We start from the raw sequence: 17,774 nt of genomic DNA on the forward strand, positions 1-17,774 counted from the left end.
GTCCAGCGAATGTTTTCGACTTATACTCATCGGAGAAACCAACTATGAGCGGGCGCTCCGCGACGGCGAGGAGAGCGATCCGGCGATGTTCGATCTGCACCGGCTGCGCCTGCTGCGCGAACTCAAGCACCGCGGCACGCTCGCAGCGGTCGCCGCCGCCCTGTCCTACGCTCCCTCCTCGGTCTCCCAGCAGCTCTCACAGCTCGAAGCCGAAGTCGGCGTCCCGCTGCTGGAGCCGGTCGGGCGGCGGGTGCGGCTGACCGAGCAGGCCGAGATCCTCGTCGCCCACACCGAAGCGGTCCTCGAACGCCTGGAGCGCGCGGAGGCGGACATCGCCGCCTCCCTGACCGACCTGACCGGCACCCTGCGCATCGCCTCGTTCCAGACGGCCGCCCTGACTCTGGTCCCGACCGCGCTCGGCCTGCTGCGCGACCTGCACCCGCACCTGCGCGTCCATGTCACGCACATGGAACCGGAGAGGGCCCTTCCTGCCCTGCAGGCCCGAGACTTCGACCTGGTCCTCGCCGAGGAGTACCCCGGCAACCCCAACGCGCGGCCGGCCGGACTCGAACAGGAAGACCTGCTCGACGACCCCCTGCACCTCGCGCTGCCGAAACCGGCCGACGGATCGGACACCGACGGCCCGACGGCTGCGCTGCGCTCACTGGCGGACCACCCGTGGGTGATGGAACCCGAGGGAACAGCCGCGCGGCACTGGGCCATGACCCTGTGCCGCAACGCCGGCTTCGAACCCGACGTACGGTTCGAGACCACCGACCTCCTGCTCCACCTTCGCCTGGTCGAGCAGAAACTCGCCGCAGCCTTTCTCCCCGACCTCGTCTGGAGCGGACAACCGCCGACCGTCACCCTACGGCGGCTCCCCCGCGGTCAAGGAACGCGCCGCGTCTTCACCGTCGTACGCCGCGGCCGCAGCCGGCATCCCGCCATCGTCGCGTGCCGGGACGCCCTCCTTCGCGCGGTCACCCTCCGCTCCGACGAGGTGTAGGGCAGCACAGCTCACCGTTGGCCGGCCCCCACAACGGAGGATCACCGCGGCGGCTGCCGCGCGCGAGGCAAGTGGAGCTGTTCCGGCCACGGCAGCGCAGGTTTGAGGTTGCGCCAGCAATTGCATGTACTGCACAGGAGTATGCTCGCCCCGTGGTTGAGCATCGCATGATCGACGTGAACGGTATCCGGCTGCACATCGCGGAGGAGGGCGAGGGCCCACTCGTCGTGCTGCTGCACGGCTTCCCCGAGTCCTGGCACTCCTGGCGTCACCAGTTCGGCCCGCTGGCCGCCGCCGGGTTCCGGGTGGTTGCCCCCGACCAGCGCGGATACGGCCGCAGTGATCACCCCGAGGACGTGGACGCGTACAGCATCCTCCATCTCGTCGGGGACGTGATCGGGCTGATCCATGCCCTGGGCGAGGAGCAGGCGTTCGTCGTCGGGCACGACTGGGGCGCACCGGTGGCCTGGCACACCGCGCTGCTGCGGCCCGACGTGGTGCGCGGGGTGGCGGGGCTGAGCGTGCCGCCGCCGTTCCGCGGGGAGCGTCCGCCGCTCGAAGCCATGCAGGAGCAGTTCGGCGGGCGGTTCTACTGGAACTACTTCAACCGGCCCGGGGTCGCCGACGCCGAGTTCGCCAACGACACCCGCACCGCCCTGCGCACGCTGTTCTACTCCGCCTCCGGTGACGCCCCCGGCGCCGGCCGCCCCGACCAGGCCCTGGTGGCCGACCCGGCGCGCGGCTGGCTCGCGGACATGACCGACCCCGAGACGCTGCCGGACTGGCTCACCGAGGAGGACCTGGACGAACTCACCGCGAGCTACGCCAAGGGCTTCACCGGCGCCCTCAACTGGTACCGCAACCTGGACCGCAACTGGGAGCTGACCGCCGCCTGGCACAGCGCGGTCGTCAGCCCGCCCGCGCTGTACGTGTACGGCGACCGTGACCTGGTTCCGGCGTTCCCGGGCACGCCCGAACTCATCGCCAAGCTCCCGGAGTTGATGCCGAACCTGCGCCGCGATCCGATCGTGCTGCCGGGCTGCGGCCACTGGACCCAGCAGGAGCGGCCCAAGGAAGTGAACGCCATGCTGATCGAGTTCCTGACGGAGCTGCAGGGCTGAGGCCGGTCCACCGGCTCGGCTTCCGGGTCGACCTCGCAGTGCCGACAGGTAGCTGTCGATGGCGGTGATGCGGCCGTGGCACGTGGTCAGCACGGTCGCGAGCTATTCGTCGTGCCGGCGGCCGCCGGGGGCGGTCGCCGTGTTGTGGAGCGAGAGGGCGGCGCCGGTGCCGGATCCCGGCATACTCAAAGGCGTCACGCGGCGCGTGTCTGTCGCCGATACCCTCCGGGGGCAAGCCCGAACTCTCGCTTGAACGCCTTGGCGAACGCGAACTCCGACCCGTATCCCGTCCGTGCCGCCACCGTCGTCAGCGGGATGTCCGACTCCCGCAGCAGCTGCGCGGCGGTCGTCATGCGCCACCGGGTGAGGTAGGCCATCGGCGGCTCGCCGACCAGCGCGTTGAAGCGGCGGGCGAAGGCCGCGCGGGACAGGCCGGACCGGGCGGCCAGGGACTCGACGGTCCACTGCGTCGCGGGCGTTTGATGGATCGCCGTCAGTGCGGGGGCGACCGCGGTGTCGCGCAGGGCAGCGGCCCAGCCCTGAGCAACGCCGGCGGGCTGGTCGTCCAGCCAGGCGCGCAGGATGTACAGCAGGAGCGAGTCGATCAGGCTCGGCACGATGCCCTCGGAGCCGATGCGCGGGTTGTCCAGCTCGGCGCCCAGCAACTGGACGGCGGCGCTGAGCTCGGGGTGGCGGCCGTGCCGCGTGGGCAGGTGGATGATCTCGGGCAGTCGGCTGACCAGGGGGTGTGGACGGCCTTGGTCCAGGTGGTAGTTGCCGCACAGCAGGCTGGTGCGCGGGCCGTCACCGCCCAACAGGACGGAGCCGATGGGCGAGCTGTCGTTGAACTGCTCGGGGCGGGGCTCCTCGGCCGGTGTCGAGGGGTGGTCGGCGAGGACGTGGCCGTGACCGTTGCGTACGAAGATCACGTCACCGGGGCCGAGCGGGATCGGCGGGGTGTCGTCCAGCGGGACGAGCCAGCACGTTCCGTGCAGCACCACGTGGAATCCCGCGCCCGCGACCGGCGGCAGCCGCAGCCCCCAGGGTGCGCAGCCGTCGGTGCGGACGGACGCCGGGCTGCCGGTGCGCATGGAGGCCAGAGCCTCGGTAAGGATGTCCATCGCCGCTCCCCTCTCCGATGACGAAACGATACGGGCCGCCTCCGTGGCAGACAGCGGCCGGTATCCGTATCCGTATCCGTATCAGACCGTCAGTACGACCTTGCCCTGTACCCGTCCCGACTCGATCAGCTCATGTGCCTTGCCGGCCTCGGCCAGCGGGAAGGTCTCCTCGACATGGGGGCGGATCCGGCCGGCGTCCACGAGCTCGGCGATCGCCTCCAAGCTCGCGTAGTCCGGCTCCACGGAGATCCCGGCGAAACGCCGTCCCGCCGCCGCGACCGTGGCCGCGAGCTCGGCGTCGCCGTGTTCGAGGATGCTGACCAGCACGCCCCCGGGGCGCAGCACGCGCAGCGAAAGCGCGCCTTGGGCGGTGGAGTCGAAGACCACGTCCACGTTCTGCACCGCTTCGGTGAAGTCGGTGGTGCGGTAGTCGATCACCTCGTCGGCCCCCATGCCGGTCACGAACTCGTGCCTGGCATGGCTGGCGAGTGCGATGACGTGCGCGCCGTGTGCCTTGGCGATCTGCACCGCGAGGTGACCGACGCCGCCGGCGGCACGGTGGATGAGCACTCGGTCGCCTTCCTTGATGTCCGCCGCGTCCACCAGCCCCTGCCAGGCGGTGAGCGCGGCAAGCGGCAGTGCGGCGGCGTGCACGTGGTCGAGCGTGGCGGGCTTGCGGGCGACCTGCCGCGACGGGGCGGCGACGTACTCGGCGTACCCCGTGGCCGCGCGGGGAAAGAACGGCATCCCGTACACCTCGTCGCCCACCGCGAACCGGGCCCCGGGTCCGGCCTCCTCCACGACACCGGAGACATCCCAGCCGACGCCGAACGGCGGCTCGCCCAGGAGCGGGAACGCGCCCGACCTGACCGCCGCGTCGACCGGGTTGACCGCGCTGGCGTGAACCCGGATGAGCACCTCGCCAGAGAGCGGGCGGGGGCGTTCGACCTCGGTGATCTCAAGGACCTCAGGGCCGCCGAAGGTCTTCTGGGTGACTGCTCGCATCAGGATCTCCCCTGTCGATTCGGTGTTTGGTGCTCTCCACCGTAGGGAGATCGAATGAGCCAATGAATAGCTCACAGTCTTCCTCACATGTCCGATCGTCTTGCGCGACAAGCGCTCCAGCCATATGACTGCGCCGGCCGAAGGCCACGACGGGCGCCGGCGATCAGAGGCTGGAGAGCAGGCCGTCGAGTGGGGCTGGGACGCGGTCGGGGTCGAGGGCCTCGACGAGGACGCGGCCGTAGCGGATCTTGCGCCCCTTCTTCGTTCCGAGGAAGCGCCTGAACTGCTGTTGCGGGGCGCGGCCCTGCTGTGCGGGCTGGCGCAGGAAGGTCTGCAGGGGACGCAGGTCGCCTTCCTCCCGGACGAGCTCCGCTGCCCGTGTCACGCCCAGCGCGCGGATGAGCTCGTCCTCCAGATCCGCCGCACAGACGAAGAAGCCTTGCTGTGCCGCACTGGCCCGTTCGAAGCCGCGGGCGTAGTAGGGACGCTCCGCCTCGTCGCACAGTCCCGTGAGGCGGAGGCCCAGGCCGGGAGGACCGAGGAGTCGGGCGTAGCGCCCGACGCTCATTGCACCGCCGATCGGCAGGACGCAGACCCCTTCGGCCGCCAGGTTCCGGCCGCGGCTCTCTGCCAGCGCGTCGACCGCCGCGACGTCGCTAGGCCCTTCGAGCAGGACAGCCGCCCGGACGGACAGCCGCGCGGCCAGCTCGTGCGCGGGGTCGCCGGGGCCACCCGCCGCCCACGCGGTGACCGCGTCCCGGAACGCCCCCATGTCAGCCATGAGACGAGTCTTGACCCGTTCCGGCCACAGCGCGAGGCAATTTCCGCCGGTCCGTCGACCGGCGGTGAGCAGTCAGGCCCGCAGCTGCCGCCCAGAGGAGACCAGGGCCTGTCCGGCGGATCAGGCCGGCTGATCCACACCATGCTGACCTGGAACCTGCCGCCGGGGTTCCTGCACACGCTGTTCGCAGAGCTGCGCCAGGACGTCCACGGACGGCAGTTCGCCACCTGGCAGGAGTGGCGGCGCTACAACAGCCTGATCAACACCCCGCTCGTGCTGCGCGCGGGCTCACTGCTGCTGCGGGCCGCAGGCCTGTCCGCCGAGCCGGAGGAGATCGCCGCGGGCGTGCCGGGCGCGGCGGCCCAGTGGCAGACCGCCGTCGACGCCCTCTGCCTCACCGACGCCCTCGTCGACCTCTCCGACGACCTGGGACGCGGCCACGTACCGCTGCCGCAGGAAGCCCTGGAGGAGGCCGGGGTGCGCCGCACGGACCTGCCGGCCCGGCGTTCGAGGAAATGGTGCGCCGCCTGGTCGACCGCGCCCGCACATGGCTGGACCGGACACCGCTGCCACCGGTGCTGCACCCGGCAGTCGGCATCGCGCTCGGCGCCTACACCGACCTGTACCGGTTGCGGCTCAAGGTCGCGGCCGACGCCCCCGCCGCGCTGGTGCACCGCCGCCCGGCACTGCCACGGAGCGCCCGGCTGCGCCTGCTGCTGCCCGCCCGGGCACGGGCCGCGCCGGCCTGGGGCCTGTTTCCCTTCCCCGTCCGGCCCTGCCCGCTGCCGGAACCCGCACCGGCCGACCCGCCCGAAGGGCTCGGCTGGGCCGAGCAGGTGCGCTCGCTCGCCGCCCAGCGACGCCCGGTCGTCCCTCCGACACCCCACCCGTCCGGCGCCCGCCCGCCCCAGCTGCCCGCCGAGGCCATGCCGCACCACGTCGCGATCGTCATGGACGGCAACGGCCGCTGGGCCACCGCCCGCGGCCTGCCCCGCACCGACGGCCACCGGGCGGGCGCCGACGCGCTGACCGACGCCGTCCACGGCGCCCTCGAGATCGGCCTGAAGTACCTGACCGTGTACGCGTTCTCCACCGAGAACCGGAAACGCCCCGCCGACGAACTGCAGGCGCTGATGTACGAGATCCCCCAGTGCCTGCGCCGGCTGGCGGACGACGCCGAGCCGCTTGACGTCCGCGTGCGCTGGGCCGGAGCACGCTCCCGCCTGCCGGCCGACGTCGTCCAGACACTCGTCGAAGCCGAGCGGGCCACGCGCGACCGCACCGGACTGACCGTGACCATGTGCGCGAATCTACGGCGGCCGGGCCGAGATCACAGCAGCCGCAGCGAAACTCGCTCAGGAGGCGGTCGCCGGGAGGCTCGACCCCGGCTCGGTCTCCGAGCACGCCTTCGCCCGCTACCTGCACGTCCCCGAACTGCCCGACGTAGACCTGCTGCTGCGCACCGGCGGCGACCGGCGGACCTCCAACTTCCTCCCCTGGCAGGCCACCTACGCCGAACTGCTGTTCCTCGAACACCCCCTGGCCCGAGGTGGACCGCCGCGACGTGTGGGACGCGATCGAACAGTACGCCCACCGCACCCGCCGCTACTGCTCCGTTCCCCGCCTCCCCGCCCAGCCCTCCCCCTTGAGCAAACAAGGGGCACCGACGAAGTGAGCCACATCGAGGAGGGTGGAAAAGGCGGCGGCGGTCACATCTCGATGACAGCGTGCTGCGGTGTCGGCCCAGGCGGATTGAGGTCGAGAACCACATCGAGGCCCAGCGCGCCGATCTCCGTGAGCAGTCGAGCCGGCAGGACACAGCTCCCCTGGCCGTTTTCGCTGCCGAAGCCGAGGAACAACTCCAGGTCGCAGTCGGCAGATAGCCGCATCAGTGCCTCACGGCGCCCGTCGGCCAGTCTGACCAGGGCCGCAACATGTTCCTCCAGTCGGCGGTCACTTCCCAGGCCGCTCCTTCGGATCCAGACGCTGGTTTCCCGCCGGACGCTGTTCGGATTGCGCGGGCTCGTCAGGCTCCCCCGCTCGAACTGATCATCCGGTTCGATTCCCAGGCGAGCCGAGATGTCGCCGGCGCTGACCGTGCGGCTCGTGATCCGCAACGACCCGGCTGACCACTTCGTATCCGGCATCGGCGGTTGCAACGTCAGGTCTTCTGGCACGTCCTCACGATCGCAGGCCGCCCCGTCCAAGGCCAGCGAGTTCTTCGGGGCGCTCCACCAGGCGCAACCCGTTGCAAGAAGACCTGTCACACGTCTTGTGACAGGTCTTCTTGGTAAAGAGGGTCGCCGCCCGCCCTTCACATGGCCCGCCGCACGGAGCGAGGGCGGCCTGCCGGCGGACGACGAGCGCTGCGCGAGCACGTCTCACAAGGCGGCGAAAGAGATGTTTCCGCCGGGTAGTTCAGGCTGCTGCCGGGGCAGGTGGGCGACGGGCCAGGGCGCGGAGGGCAAGACCCGCGCCAGATCGTGGCGTATACGGTCGGCTTCTCCACGCACCTGGGCGGGGACATCACCGCGCTCTGCGACAAGGCGGTTGAAGATCGGGGTTTCCTGGAACACGCTGGGATCTGCCTTCTGAGGTGGGCGCGGCACGGCAACCGCCGGGTGGCGAGCCGATCATGTGACGGATTGAGTATCCAGCACCGTGAGCCGGGGCGGTGACCAGTTAAAGCCAGAAAAGGCGCGGCGGCCGGCCACGGGCCGGCAGCGTCCTCAAGATGCAGGTGGGCAGTGGGTCCCATAACGTGGTGACTGAGAGCGCGTCCAGGGTGTTCCTCTCCCGTGTCGCGGGGCGGTCGGTCCCGTCACCGCGAGAATGACCACACCCTGAGGAGACATCATGGCCACGATCCCAGCGGCCACCCGCCCTGTCTCGGTATACCTCCTCGCCGGAATCAGACTGTTCAACGGAACTGCCGGTCTGCTGGCACCGGAGCTGCTCATCCGACGGTTCGACCCGGACCGTGAGCCGCCCAGTCCGGCAGCCGTCTACGCCTTTCGGCTCTTCGGCATCCGTACGGTCCTGCTCGGCCTCCATCTGCTGTGCCACAGCGGCGAACGGCTGCGGACGGACCTGTGCGAGGGCATCCTGATCCACGCCAGTGACACCATGACAGCGGCCACGCTCGGCATCCGCGGTCAGGTGCCGCCGCGCACCGCGGTCATGACCACCCTCATCTCGGCCGTCAACACCGCGCTGGCCATCAACGCCAGTGCCGCGCTCGACAACTCCTCGAAGGGCAAGCGGACGTGAACGCGGAGTCCACGGCCGCTCCCCCCGCCGAGACGGGCTTCGACTACGTCGTCGTCGGCGCCGGTGCGGGTGGCGGGCCACTGGCGGCCAACCTTGCCGCCGCGGGCATGCGCACCCTGCTCCTCGACGCCGGCGGTGCCGAGGAGAACGACAACTACCTGGTGCCCGCCTTCCACGCCGACGCCTCCGAGGATCCCGTCCAGTGCTGGAACTACTTCGTACGGCACTACGCCGACGAGCAGCAGCAGCGGCGCGACAGCAAGCTCGTGCCGGACAGGGGCATCCTCTACCCGCGCGCCGGTACGGTCGGCGGCTGCACCGCGCACCATGCGCTGATCACCGTCTATCCGTACAACCGCGACTGGGACGCCATCGCGGAGGAGACCGGCGACGCCACCTGGCACAGCACGGCCATGCGCCGGTACTTCGAGCGGCTGGAGCACTGCACCTATCGGCCAAGGCCCAAGGAGCCGCCCGGCAACCGGCTGCTGGCCGCGCTGCTCCAGGTCCTGCCCGGCGTGGCGGCCAGGTACCGCAACGACGCCCGGCACGGATTCGACGGCTGGCTGCCCACCGCCCTGGCCGACCACGAACTGGCCGTGCAGGACGAGCAGTTGCTGAAGGTCATCGTCTCCGCCGCGCAGGACACGCTCGCCGACTTCCTCGGCCGGCCACTGTCTCCCCTCGAGGGGTTCGGCTCCTTTGTCGACCCCAACGACTGGCGCGTGCAGACCCGGGCGCTGCAAGGGCTGTGGCAGATCCCCATCTCCACGGCGGGCGGCCGCCGCAGCGCCGTACGCGAACGCGTCCAGACAGTGCAGCAGGCTCATCCGGATCACCTGGTGGTGCGTACCCACGCGCTGGCCGCACGGATCGTACTGGACCAGGGCAATGCAGCGACCGGCGTCGACTACCTGGACGAGGCGCACGCGTACCGGGCCGATCCCGGCAGTCGGTCCGGCTCCGGGCCGCCGGCGTTGCGCCGGGTCCTTGCCGCCCGCGAAGTGATCCTGGCCGCCGGGGCCTTCAACACGCCCCAGCTGCTGATGCTCTCCGGTATCGGACCACCTGAGGAACTGCGGCGGCACGGCATCCCCGTGCGGGTCGGCCTGAACGGGGTGGGCTCGCATCTCCAGGACCGGTACGAAGTCGGCGTGGTCAGCCAGATGGACCGCGAGTTCCCGGTCATCAAGGACTGCTCCTTCCACGCTCCGCCGCCCGGAACCGAACCGGACCGCTGCTACCGGACCTGGCAGCAGGGCAGGGGCCTGTACACCACCAACGGCTCCGTCCTCGGTATCACCCGCAAGTCCCGCCCGGACCTGGACGCCCCCGACCTGTTCATCTTCGGCGGCCCCTTCGACTTCCGGGGATACCGCCCCGGTTACTCCCTCGACCTGACCCAGCACAAGGACCGATTCACCTGGGCCATCCTCAAGAGCCGTACCCGCAACACGGGAGGCCGGGTCCGGCTGCGCTCCGCCGACCCGCGCGACACCCCACTGATCGACTTCCACTACTTCGCCGAGGGCACGGACAAGGAGGGCCTGGACCTCGAAGCGATGGCCGAAGCGGTGGAGTTCGTGCGCGGGATGAACCGCAGAGCCGGTTCTGTGGTCCTCAAGGAGCTGTGGCCCGGCGAAGAGGCCGGCGACCGCGACGCCGTCCGCCACTTCGTCCAGGACGAGGCCTGGGGGCACCACGCATCGTGCACCTGCCGGATGGGGCGCGCCGACGATCCCGCGGCAGTGGTCGACAGCGCCTTCCGGGTCCGCGGGGTGGACCGGCTGCGCATCGTCGACGCCTCGGTCTTCCCCCGCATTCCCGGCTTCTTCGTCGCCGCCCCCATCTACATGATCAGTGAGAAGGCGAGCGACGTGATCCTCGGCGACACGGCCCACACCTGACCTCGCACGGGCACCGCACCATCCCTGCGCGAAGCGAGCAGAAGCCACCCAAGGAGTATCGGACATGAGCACGCACCAACGCTCCGCACGGCGTTCCCCGGCCGGATACCGCACCTCACTGCCCTGGCGGATCATCACCGGTGGCGCCCAGTACGTCGACCGCCGTATCGGGTGGGACAGACTGCCCGTCGTCGCGGGCCTGCTGACGCTCTTCGGGCTGCGCGTCAGGCTCCGGCAGAAGAACCTCTACGACACCGGCAAGCTGCCCGCGACCAACCAGCCGGAGCCCGCTGCCCCGTCCGCGAGTCACCAGGTCAACCGGACCGCCGACGGCAGCCACAACGACCTCGGCGAGCCACGCATGGGCATGGCGGGCACCCGCTTCGGCCGGAACATTCCGCTGGAGGCCATCGGCCCGGCCACACCCGAGGACGTACTGTCCAGGCCCACTCCGCGCGAGGTCAGCCGCGCGCTTCTCACCCGCGACGAGCTGACACCGGCGACATCCGTCAACTCCCTGGTCGCCGCCTGGCTCCAGTTCATGATCCGCGACTGGTTCAGCCACGGTACGAGCCCCACGGACCGGCCCTGGGAGGTTCCCCTGGTGGCCGACGATCCCTGGCCGGAACACCCCATGAAGATCATGCGGACCCCGGACGATCCGACCCGTGACCCGCGGGCGCCCGCCGGCACGCCGGACACCCGCGTCAATGTGTCCTCCCACTGGTGGGACGCGTCCCAGATCTACGGCAAGAACGAGGCCGAGCAGCAGCAGATCCGCACCGGGGAGCTGGGCAGGCTGCGCCTGTGGGACGGCGAGCAGCCGCCCGTTCCCTCCGACCCCTCCCAGGACCCCACGCGCATTCCCGGGTTCTGGCTGGGCCTCGCCATGATGAACGACCTGTTCACCCGGGAGCACAACGCGATCTGCGGCCACCTGCACGCCGCCTACCCGTCCTGGAGCGACGAGGAACTGTTCCAGCGTGCCCGGCTCGTCAACGCCGCGCTCCTCGCAAAGATCCACACCGTGGAGTGGACACCGGCCGTGATCAGCCACCCCACCACCGTCAAAGCACTGCGTGCCAACTGGTGGGGCATCGCGGGCGAGCGTGTCCACGACCTCTTCGGCCGGATCAGCGACAGCGAGGTCTTCAGCGGCATCCCCGGCGGCGAGACGGATCACTACGGCGTCCCCTACTCCCTCACCGAGGAGTTCGTGGCGGTGTACCGCATGCACCCTCTGATCCGCGACGACTGGCACCTGCGCTCCGTCGCCGACGACACGACCCTGCGCCACTGCACACTGCGCGACATCTCCGGCCCCGGAGCGCTGAAGTTCCTGGAGACCACGCAGATGGCCGACCTGCTCTACAGCTTCGGCACGCTTCATCCCGGACTGGTCACTTTGCACAACCACCCGAGGTTCCTGCAGGAGTTCGAGCGGCCGGACGGCCATCTGCAGGATCTCGCCGCCACCGACATCCTGCGCGCACGGGAGCTGGGCGTGCCCCGCTACAACGAGTTCCGGCGGCTGCTGCGCCTCAAGCCCGCGGAGAGCTTCGCGGAGCTGGCGCACGATCCGGCGTGGGCCGAGCAGATCGAGCGGCTCTACGACGGCGACATCGAGAAGGTCGACCTGATGATCGGGCTGTACGCGGAGAAGCTGCCGGCCGGTTTCGCCTTCAGCGACACGGCGTTCCGCATCTTCATCCTGATGGCCTCACGTCGGCTCAACAGTGACCGCTTCTTCACCACGTACTACACGCCCGAGGTCTACTCCAAGGCCGGCATGGCCTGGATCGACGACAACACCATGGTCACCGTCCTGCTGCGCCACCACCCCGAACTGCGTACGGCCCTGTCCGGGCTGACCAACGCCTTCGTGCCGTGGCACGGCGCGGCGCGGCAGGAGACCTGAGATCGAGCAGAGGTCTGCCGTCCGCCAGGTGGGCCCGCCCCGGCACCGCGGTGGGCGCGGGGCAGGCCGCTGTGGCCATGGCGTGCTACTTGATGCGGATCTCTGCGAGTTGGAGGCGGTAGCGGGCGGACTCGTCGGAGGCCGGTGTGCCCAGCCGGGTGGCCTTCAGGCGCAGGTAGCGGCCGGTGGCGGCGGTGAAGGTGTAACTCTGCGCGACTCCGCCGGGGTTGGGCTGACCGGTGACGGTGCGAACGGTGGTGTACGTACGGCCGCCGTCGGAGCGGGTCTGCACCGTGAAGTCGACCGGGAAGCCCGCGGTGCCGCCGCCGGTCCCCGCGGTGTCCGTGCGGGGGTGGAGGGTGACGGAGCCGATCGCCCGGTCGGCGCCGAGGTCGATCTCGATCCAGACGGGGGTGGCGCTGACGTCGGCAGCGGGGAAGTCGATGCTGGTGAAGCCCTTGGCTCCGGTGACGCTGGTGAGCGTGCCGTCCAGTAGCCGGGTCTTGCCCCAGTCGCCGTTCTCCAGCGTGTAGTTGCTGGTGACGGTGGTCGCGGCGGTGGGGACGGTGAGTTCGGCGAACTGGAGGCGGTACTTGGCGGGCTCGTCGGCGGCGGGGGTGCCGAGCTTGGTTGCCTGCAGGCGCACGTAGGGGGCGGTGGTGGTCCTGAAGCCGTACGTCTGCACCAGCCCGCCGGGGTTGGGCTCGGCGGTGACGGTGCGGACGGTGGTGTAGGAGGTGGCGCCGTCCGCCCGGGTCTGAAGGATGAAGTCGGCCGGGAAGCCCGCGGTGCCGCCACCGGCCGCGGCGGTGTCGGTGCGCGGGAAGAGCCGTACGGCGTCGAGATCGGTGTCGGCGCCGAGGTCGATCTCCACCCGGACCGGGTGCGCGCTGACGTCGGCGGAGGGGAAGTCGTTGCTGGTGTAGCCCTTGGTGCCGGTCGTGCTGGTCAGGACACCGTCGGTGAGCCGTTTGCTGCCCCAGTTGCTGTTCTCCAGGCTGTTGACCGGTCGGCCCAGGGCGAGGTTGTCGAGACGGCCCGTGCCGGTGGCCTGGAAGGTCCAGGTGCCGGGCTGCACGGTGAAGTAGACGTAGGAGGAGTCACTGCTCATGTAGGTCAGACCGCTGACGCTGCCGGTGGAGGCGCCGTCCGAGTAGACGGTGGTGCCGCCTGCCTTGATGACCGGTGAGGCGCCGCGGTACGTCGGGACACCCACCCGCGCGGTCGTTCCGCTCGGGGAGCTGAGGGTGAGCGTCACCGCGTCGCCGTCGCGTGCGATGCCGAAGCGGATGTCACCCTTGACGGTCGGCGTCACCGTGTTGATCTTCGTGAGCGTGCCGGTCTGCGGGATGACCTCGTACGTCTCCCAGCCGGGCTTGGTGGGGCGCACGCCGGCGGCGTAGGTGGACAGGGCGTACAGCGGGCCGCCGTTCCAGGCGTGGTCGTCGGGTGTATGCAGCCGAGATCCCGGTCCAAACACAACGGAGTGTCAATGCTCGTGCTGCCGAGCCTGAGCTCGGCCCGGGCGACGGCAAACTGTGCCGCACCCTGATGCGACGCGATTCAAACCAGTTCGGGTTGCGGTTCCGGTTGCCGCGCTGGTGCCGCCTCCGGTTCCCACTGGTTGGTGGTCCGCACGTAGCCGTATACCACCGAGGTCATCGCCAGAATGAGAAGTGGCCCGAACACCCACGGATGTCTGGCCATCTCCATCGGCAGATAGCGATACGACACCAAGAGCGCGGAGAAGACCGTTGCACCGTAAGCGACCAGCTGGATTCCTGACCGGTCCCAGCCTCGTTCGTGCGAGCGCAGAGCCGCCTCGATCGTGAGCGTGAACACCACACCGGCAATGAGATCCGCGCCGTAGTGGTAGCCGAAGCCCAGCGTTGCGCCGAGCGTGGCAATCAGCCAGAACGCGCCTGCGAATCGCAGAATCCGTGGGCCCTTGCGGGAATGGATGAAGATCGCGGTGGCCCATGCTGTGTGCAGGCTGGGCATGCAGTTGCGGGGGGTGATCTCGTCGTACGGCATCGGGTGCGGGGTACTCATCGGCGGCAGCGTGTCCGGCCACAGGTTGGCCACCGCCCAGTGCCCGCCGCCGGTGCCGAAGGCGCCGGGGCCGTAGGCGAAGACCGGTCCGACCACCGGGAAGATCATGTAGATGGCCGGCCCGACGAGGCCGATCACCAAGAAGGTGCGCACCAGGTGGTGGCGCGGGAAGCGGCGCTCGGCGGCCACGTTACGCAGCTGGTACAGCGTGACGACGACCGCGGCCACCGCAAGCTGGATGTAGACCCAGTCGAGAACATGGGTGCCGATCGGACCGGTGGCCCTGACGAACCGGCCCACCAGCCACGACGGATTGCCCAGCGCGTGATCGGCGGTTGCCACGTACTGGTCGAGCACCGTCGGGCGGGTCTTCGACGTGATGAGCAGCCAGGTATCACCGGTCTTGCGGCCGGCCACCAGCAGCAGGCCCAGTCCGACGCCCTTCAGCAGCAGGACACGTTCCCGGCCGGTGCGGCGCGTGATGGCGATGACTCCATAGCCCAACATCACCCACAAGGCGCCGTTGCCGAACATCATCTTGGCATCGAGTGCCCACCGCACGAGCCAGAAGGCGACGTCGATGCCGACCGCGACGCCGACCGCGATGAACCGTTGCCGCCAGGTGAGCACCACCATCATCAACGCCATACTGGCGTACAGCAGCGGCCCCGATTTGGGGGCGAGTATCACCTCTTGCGCCTGGTTGGCGATCGGCCCCGGGAGGCCGTAGTGACGCGCGGCGATCTCCAGCGTGATGAGGAATCCGAGGGCCACCACACCCGCCGCGGCCCACAGTATCGTCCGTGGTCGGCGCCACGCGGAGAAAGCAATTGTGCAGTTTATTCGCGAAAACATCCGCGATGCCATAGATTTCAATTGTTTAGCCGATTTGCTAGGTTTTGGTTAAATAGGTTGCTCATCGTCATGGGTTCGATCATGCTATCGGAGCGGCCGGGGTGGGTTTCGCCGGATACGGGTGGCGCGAAGGTCCCGAATGCGACGCGCAGGCACTTCGGTTCAGCGTGGCCGCAGCCCGTCGAAGACCACCTTGAAGATCCGCTCCCGGGGCGCCGGATCTGATCCGAGTTGTTCCAGCGCCTTGCCGGTGCCGGCCAGGAGGGCGATGAGCTCCGGCAGGCCCAGATCCGGGCGGACCGCCCCAGCCCGTTGCGCGCCGGCCAGCAGCTCGGTGAGCCGGGTCTGGATCTCCATGGTCGGCTCCTGCAGGGACGCATGTGCGTCCACCCCGGCCGCGGCGAGAGCCCGGGTGAACTCGTCCTTGCCCGAGGACTGCTGCACCACCAGGCGGAAGCAGGCGAAGAAGGCCTCGGTGGGCCCGGCCTCGGCGGCCAGCTGCGCGGTCTGGGCCGCCATCGTCTCCAGCCTGCGCACCATCACGGCTTCCAGCAGTGCCTCCTTGGTCGGGAAGTGCCGGAAGAGCGTGCCGACCCCGACCCCGGCAGCCCGGGCGATCTGTTCCGTCGGCACGCCGACACCGCGGGTGGTGAACACCTCCGTGGCGACGTCCAGCAGCCTGGCCCGGTTGCGGGCCGCGTCCGCCCGCAGCGTGCGCTCCTGAGCGCCACCCATCCCTCTACCGCCCTTTCCCGTCGATGGAACAACCACCCTGGACAACCGGAGTCTCCAGTCCGTATCGTGAAAACGGAGTCACCAGTCCGATTCTAGCCGCGGACCTCACTGGAGGTTGTTCATGTCCGGAACTCTGTCACCACGCGAGGTCTTCCAGAAGCTGATCGAGGGCATCGCCGCGGGGCGGTTCACGGAGCTGGCCGAGCTCTATGCCGAGGACGCTGTGGTGGAGACCGTCTTCGAGCCGGTCGGTCCCCGTCGCATCGAGGGGCGAGCCGCGCTCAAGGAGCGGTTCGCCCTCGTCTCCGCACGTTCGCCCGTGGAGCTGACCCCGGTGAACGTGACCGTCCGGGAAACCGACGACGCGGAGGTGGTCGTCGCCGAGTTCGACTACCGCGTGCGCCACCGAGTGACCGGTCGGACCTTCGAGGCCGCCAACATCCAGGTGCTGCGGGTCCGCGACGGTCTGATCGTCAGCAGCCGGGACTTCCACGACCACCTGGCCCTCGTCGTGGCCGGCGGCAGCCTGCCCGAACTGGTGGCGGCGCTGGACGGCACATAGCCCCCGTGCGGTGCACCGGGCCCGGCCGGACGGCCGCTGCTGCGCAAGGTGACCGCCGAGTCCGCCACGCAGACCGGGAACGGGTGATCGGCCAGGAGGGAGGTCGGGGCGGGCCGAGGAGGAAGCCCGCCCCGACGCTCCGGTCAGCGTTGGACCAGCCGCCACTCCTGCGAGCCGTCCGCAACGGGGTTCTGCAGGGTCAGCGCCGCTCCACGGGACGCGCCGGTCAGGTACACGGTCGTGTTCTTGACAGCCTGGAACTTGTAGTAGCCGTCGGCGGTCTTGACGACGTTCCAACTGCCCGCGGGGCTGTTGTCGACCCGCCGGCCGATCTTCTGCCCGACGGTCGCGTTCCCGGTCCGGATCGCTGCCGCGCGGCCGCCCGACATGTTGAGCAGCGACACACCGCCCTTCGGCTCCGTCACCAGGTGCCAGTACTGGGTGTCCTTGTTCGCCGCAGAGCCGGAGTCCTCCAGGACGACGTCCGGGACGTCGCGGTTACCGATGTTCGCGTCGTCGGTCTTGCCGCCGGTGCCGATCACCTGACCGGTCCTGCGGTTCACCAACTGCTAGTAGGCGCCCTCTCAGACTCGGTCCGCTGCGATCAGCAGGTAGTGGAAGCTGCCTTCCTTGTACGCCGTGAGGAACGGGTCCTCGACGCCCGTGGCCAGCGAGGACTTGGCGCGCAGCTCCCAGTAGGGGATGGTCGCGTCCGTGAGGTCGACGACGTTCATCGGGACCAGGCCGTTGGCTGCCATGGCCTTGAAGTAGGCGCTGCGCGGGTGAATGTTGCAGGTGTAGTGCTCGTCGATGCGGCTGACGGCCTTGGAGCGGCCGCCCGTCACGTCGTTGTAGCAGCCCGTGATGACGACGTAGCGGCCGCCGAAGGCCAGCTGGCGGGCGTGCTCGGCGAAGAGGTCGAACAGGTCCACGTACATGGTGGACTCGTTGTTCCAGATGCCCTGGAACGCACCGGTCGGCAGGCCGGTGTCCAGCATGTTGCGGAAGTGGTAGCGCACCTTGTCGTCCACGCTCCGCTTGCGAGCCTGGCCGTTGGCGAACTCGACCTGGGCCTCGGAAATGGAGACACCGTCGACCTGGCAGCCGAAGCGGGCGTTGGCCATGATGCTGGTGCCGCCGCGGCCGCAGCCGGCGTCCAGCAGGCGGTGGCCGGGGGCTATGGGGCCGAGGTGGTCGAGCAGGACGTCGGCCTGGGCCGACTCCAGGCGGTGGAGTTCGGCGATGATGCGCTCGTCACGGGTGTCCTCGGGGCCGTCCAGGACGGAGGGGTCGTAGTCGCCGATCCCGTAGTGGTGGTGGTAGAGGCCGTCGACGTCGCCCAGGCGCAGGTTGACCGGGTCCTTCTCGGCGTTCCAGTAGTCCGCCACGGACTTCTGGTACGCGGTGCGCAGGACGGGGGCAGGGGTGGTGGTCATGACTG

The 17,774-nt window shown here is 69.8% G+C and carries 16 protein-coding genes and 3 pseudogenes; 9 read left to right on the forward strand and 10 right to left on the reverse strand.

The annotated features are described in order from the left end of the window. The first annotated feature begins 85 nt into the window (after window positions 1–85). A complete protein-coding gene (locus tag AQI88_RS08070; protein ID WP_066994197.1) occupies window positions 86–1,006 on the forward strand; it encodes a LysR substrate-binding domain-containing protein in 921 nt (306 codons plus the stop codon). 167 nt (window positions 1,007–1,173) lie between these two features. After that, the gene (locus tag AQI88_RS08075; RefSeq protein WP_066994200.1) at window positions 1,174–2,127 is read left to right on the forward strand and encodes an alpha/beta fold hydrolase; all 954 of its coding nucleotides are present in this window, start codon (window positions 1,174–1,176) and stop codon (window positions 2,125–2,127) included. 194 nt (window positions 2,128–2,321) lie between these two features. Here the strand turns inward: AQI88_RS08075 and AQI88_RS08080 are convergent, their stop codons facing one another. The 3 genes from AQI88_RS08080 to AQI88_RS08090 all read right to left on the reverse strand — a co-directional run bounded on the left by AQI88_RS08080 (window position 2,322) and on the right by AQI88_RS08090 (window position 5,034). Next, the gene (locus tag AQI88_RS08080; RefSeq protein WP_066994204.1) at window positions 2,322–3,248 is read right to left on the reverse strand and encodes an AraC family transcriptional regulator; all 927 of its coding nucleotides are present in this window, start codon (window positions 3,246–3,248) and stop codon (window positions 2,322–2,324) included. An 81-nt stretch (window positions 3,249–3,329) separates the two neighbouring features. Continuing rightward, the gene (locus tag AQI88_RS08085; RefSeq protein ID WP_066994207.1) at window positions 3,330–4,253 is read right to left on the reverse strand and encodes an NADP-dependent oxidoreductase; all 924 of its coding nucleotides are present in this window, start codon (window positions 4,251–4,253) and stop codon (window positions 3,330–3,332) included. A 163-nt stretch (window positions 4,254–4,416) separates the two neighbouring features. Then, window positions 4,417–5,034: a TOPRIM nucleotidyl transferase/hydrolase domain-containing protein gene (locus tag AQI88_RS08090; RefSeq protein ID WP_066994210.1), complete on the reverse strand. Its 618-nt coding sequence runs from the start codon at window positions 5,032–5,034 to the stop codon at window positions 4,417–4,419. 141 nt (window positions 5,035–5,175) lie between these two features. On the opposite strand from AQI88_RS08090, the gene AQI88_RS49045 reads away from it, so the two are divergent. The 3 genes and pseudogenes from AQI88_RS49045 to AQI88_RS48760 all read left to right on the forward strand — a co-directional run. After that, on the forward strand, window positions 5,176–6,063 hold the full coding sequence (locus AQI88_RS49045; RefSeq protein ID WP_107118500.1) for a squalene/phytoene synthase family protein: 888 nt from the start codon (window positions 5,176–5,178) through the stop codon (window positions 6,061–6,063). Then, window positions 5,985–6,284 (forward strand): annotated as a pseudogene (locus tag AQI88_RS48755) (undecaprenyl diphosphate synthase family protein); the annotation flags it as partial. The gene AQI88_RS49045 and the pseudogene AQI88_RS48755, both read left to right, overlap by 79 nt. Window positions 6,285–6,363: 79 nt before the next feature. Further along, window positions 6,364–6,507: pseudogene (locus tag AQI88_RS48760) on the forward strand (isoprenyl transferase); the annotation flags it as partial. A 236-nt stretch (window positions 6,508–6,743) separates the two neighbouring features. On the opposite strand, the gene AQI88_RS08100 reads toward AQI88_RS48760, so the two are convergent. After that, entirely contained in the window at window positions 6,744–7,211 is a 468-nt protein-coding gene (locus AQI88_RS08100; RefSeq protein ID WP_159050316.1) for a DUF4279 domain-containing protein, read from the reverse strand. A gap of 204 nt (window positions 7,212–7,415) precedes the next feature. Then, window positions 7,416–7,610 (reverse strand): hypothetical protein, encoded by a 195-nt coding sequence (locus AQI88_RS47540; protein ID WP_079057454.1) that lies wholly within the window; start codon window positions 7,608–7,610, stop codon window positions 7,416–7,418. A 280-nt stretch (window positions 7,611–7,890) separates the two neighbouring features. On the opposite strand from AQI88_RS47540, the gene AQI88_RS08105 reads away from it, so the two are divergent. From AQI88_RS08105 to AQI88_RS08115, 3 genes are all read left to right on the forward strand, one after another. Continuing rightward, complete coding sequence (locus AQI88_RS08105; RefSeq protein WP_066994219.1) at window positions 7,891–8,304, forward strand: hypothetical protein; 414 nt, start codon at window positions 7,891–7,893, stop codon at window positions 8,302–8,304. Then, entirely contained in the window at window positions 8,301–10,211 is a 1,911-nt protein-coding gene (locus AQI88_RS08110) for a GMC family oxidoreductase (RefSeq protein ID WP_066994220.1), read from the forward strand. Before AQI88_RS08105 ends, AQI88_RS08110 begins: the two co-directional genes overlap by 4 nt. A 64-nt stretch (window positions 10,212–10,275) precedes the next feature. Next, entirely contained in the window at window positions 10,276–12,129 is a 1,854-nt protein-coding gene (locus tag AQI88_RS08115; RefSeq protein ID WP_066994223.1) for a peroxidase family protein, read from the forward strand. Between the two features lie 85 nt (window positions 12,130–12,214). Here AQI88_RS08115 and AQI88_RS08120 read toward each other — a convergent pair whose 3' ends face one another. From AQI88_RS08120 to AQI88_RS08130, 3 genes are all read right to left on the reverse strand, one after another. Further along, window positions 12,215–13,609, reverse strand: a complete 1,395-nt coding sequence (locus AQI88_RS08120; RefSeq protein WP_244184080.1) for a discoidin domain-containing protein — start codon at window positions 13,607–13,609, stop codon at window positions 12,215–12,217. 83 nt (window positions 13,610–13,692) lie between these two features. Further along, window positions 13,693–15,036: a phosphatase PAP2 family protein gene (locus AQI88_RS08125; RefSeq protein WP_079057455.1), complete on the reverse strand. Its 1,344-nt coding sequence runs from the start codon at window positions 15,034–15,036 to the stop codon at window positions 13,693–13,695. Between the two features lie 162 nt (window positions 15,037–15,198). Then, a complete protein-coding gene (locus AQI88_RS08130) occupies window positions 15,199–15,771 on the reverse strand; it encodes a TetR/AcrR family transcriptional regulator (protein WP_066994228.1) in 573 nt (190 codons plus the stop codon). Between the two features lie 121 nt (window positions 15,772–15,892). Here AQI88_RS08130 and AQI88_RS08135 point away from each other — a divergent pair, with 121 nt between their 5' ends. Next, window positions 15,893–16,333: a nuclear transport factor 2 family protein gene (locus AQI88_RS08135; RefSeq protein ID WP_066994231.1), complete on the forward strand. Its 441-nt coding sequence runs from the start codon at window positions 15,893–15,895 to the stop codon at window positions 16,331–16,333. Between the two features lie 143 nt (window positions 16,334–16,476). Here the strand turns inward: AQI88_RS08135 and AQI88_RS08140 are convergent. Both AQI88_RS08140 and AQI88_RS08145 read right to left on the reverse strand, forming a co-directional pair. After that, window positions 16,477–16,902: pseudogene (locus AQI88_RS08140) on the reverse strand (RICIN domain-containing protein); the annotation flags it as partial. Window positions 16,903–16,917: 15 nt separating this feature from the next. Then, window positions 16,918–17,769 (reverse strand): geranyl diphosphate 2-C-methyltransferase, encoded by an 852-nt coding sequence (locus AQI88_RS08145; protein WP_066994237.1) that lies wholly within the window; start codon window positions 17,767–17,769, stop codon window positions 16,918–16,920. Window positions 17,770–17,774: the final 5 nt, after the last annotated feature.

The sequence above is a fragment of the Streptomyces cellostaticus genome, assembly GCF_001513965.1.
In the GTDB taxonomy this organism is placed as follows: Bacteria; Actinomycetota; Actinomycetes; order Streptomycetales; family Streptomycetaceae; genus Streptomyces; species Streptomyces cellostaticus.

Excerpts from the sequence above, each read along its gene's own strand:
- AQI88_RS08070 (WP_066994197.1), top strand. The coding sequence starts at position 86 with ATGTTCGATCTGCACCGGCTGCGCCTGCTGCGCGAACTCAAGCACCGC.
- AQI88_RS08075 (WP_066994200.1), top strand. The coding sequence starts at position 1,174 with ATGATCGACGTGAACGGTATCCGGCTGCACATCGCGGAGGAGGGCGAG.
- AQI88_RS08080 (WP_066994204.1), bottom strand. The coding sequence starts at position 3,248 with ATGGACATCCTTACCGAGGCTCTGGCCTCCATGCGCACCGGCAGCCCG.
- AQI88_RS08085 (WP_066994207.1), bottom strand. The coding sequence starts at position 4,253 with ATGCGAGCAGTCACCCAGAAGACCTTCGGCGGCCCTGAGGTCCTTGAG.
- AQI88_RS08090 (WP_066994210.1), bottom strand. The coding sequence starts at position 5,034 with ATGGCTGACATGGGGGCGTTCCGGGACGCGGTCACCGCGTGGGCGGCG.
- AQI88_RS49045 (WP_107118500.1), top strand. The coding sequence starts at position 5,176 with ATGCTGACCTGGAACCTGCCGCCGGGGTTCCTGCACACGCTGTTCGCA.
- AQI88_RS08105 (WP_066994219.1), top strand. The coding sequence starts at position 7,891 with ATGGCCACGATCCCAGCGGCCACCCGCCCTGTCTCGGTATACCTCCTC.
- AQI88_RS08115 (WP_066994223.1), top strand. The coding sequence starts at position 10,276 with ATGAGCACGCACCAACGCTCCGCACGGCGTTCCCCGGCCGGATACCGC.
- AQI88_RS08125 (WP_079057455.1), bottom strand. The coding sequence starts at position 15,036 with ATGTTTTCGCGAATAAACTGCACAATTGCTTTCTCCGCGTGGCGCCGA.
- AQI88_RS08130 (WP_066994228.1), bottom strand. The coding sequence starts at position 15,771 with ATGGGTGGCGCTCAGGAGCGCACGCTGCGGGCGGACGCGGCCCGCAAC.
- AQI88_RS08135 (WP_066994231.1), top strand. The coding sequence starts at position 15,893 with ATGTCCGGAACTCTGTCACCACGCGAGGTCTTCCAGAAGCTGATCGAG.
- AQI88_RS08145 (WP_066994237.1), bottom strand. The coding sequence starts at position 17,769 with ATGACCACCACCCCTGCCCCCGTCCTGCGCACCGCGTACCAGAAGTCC.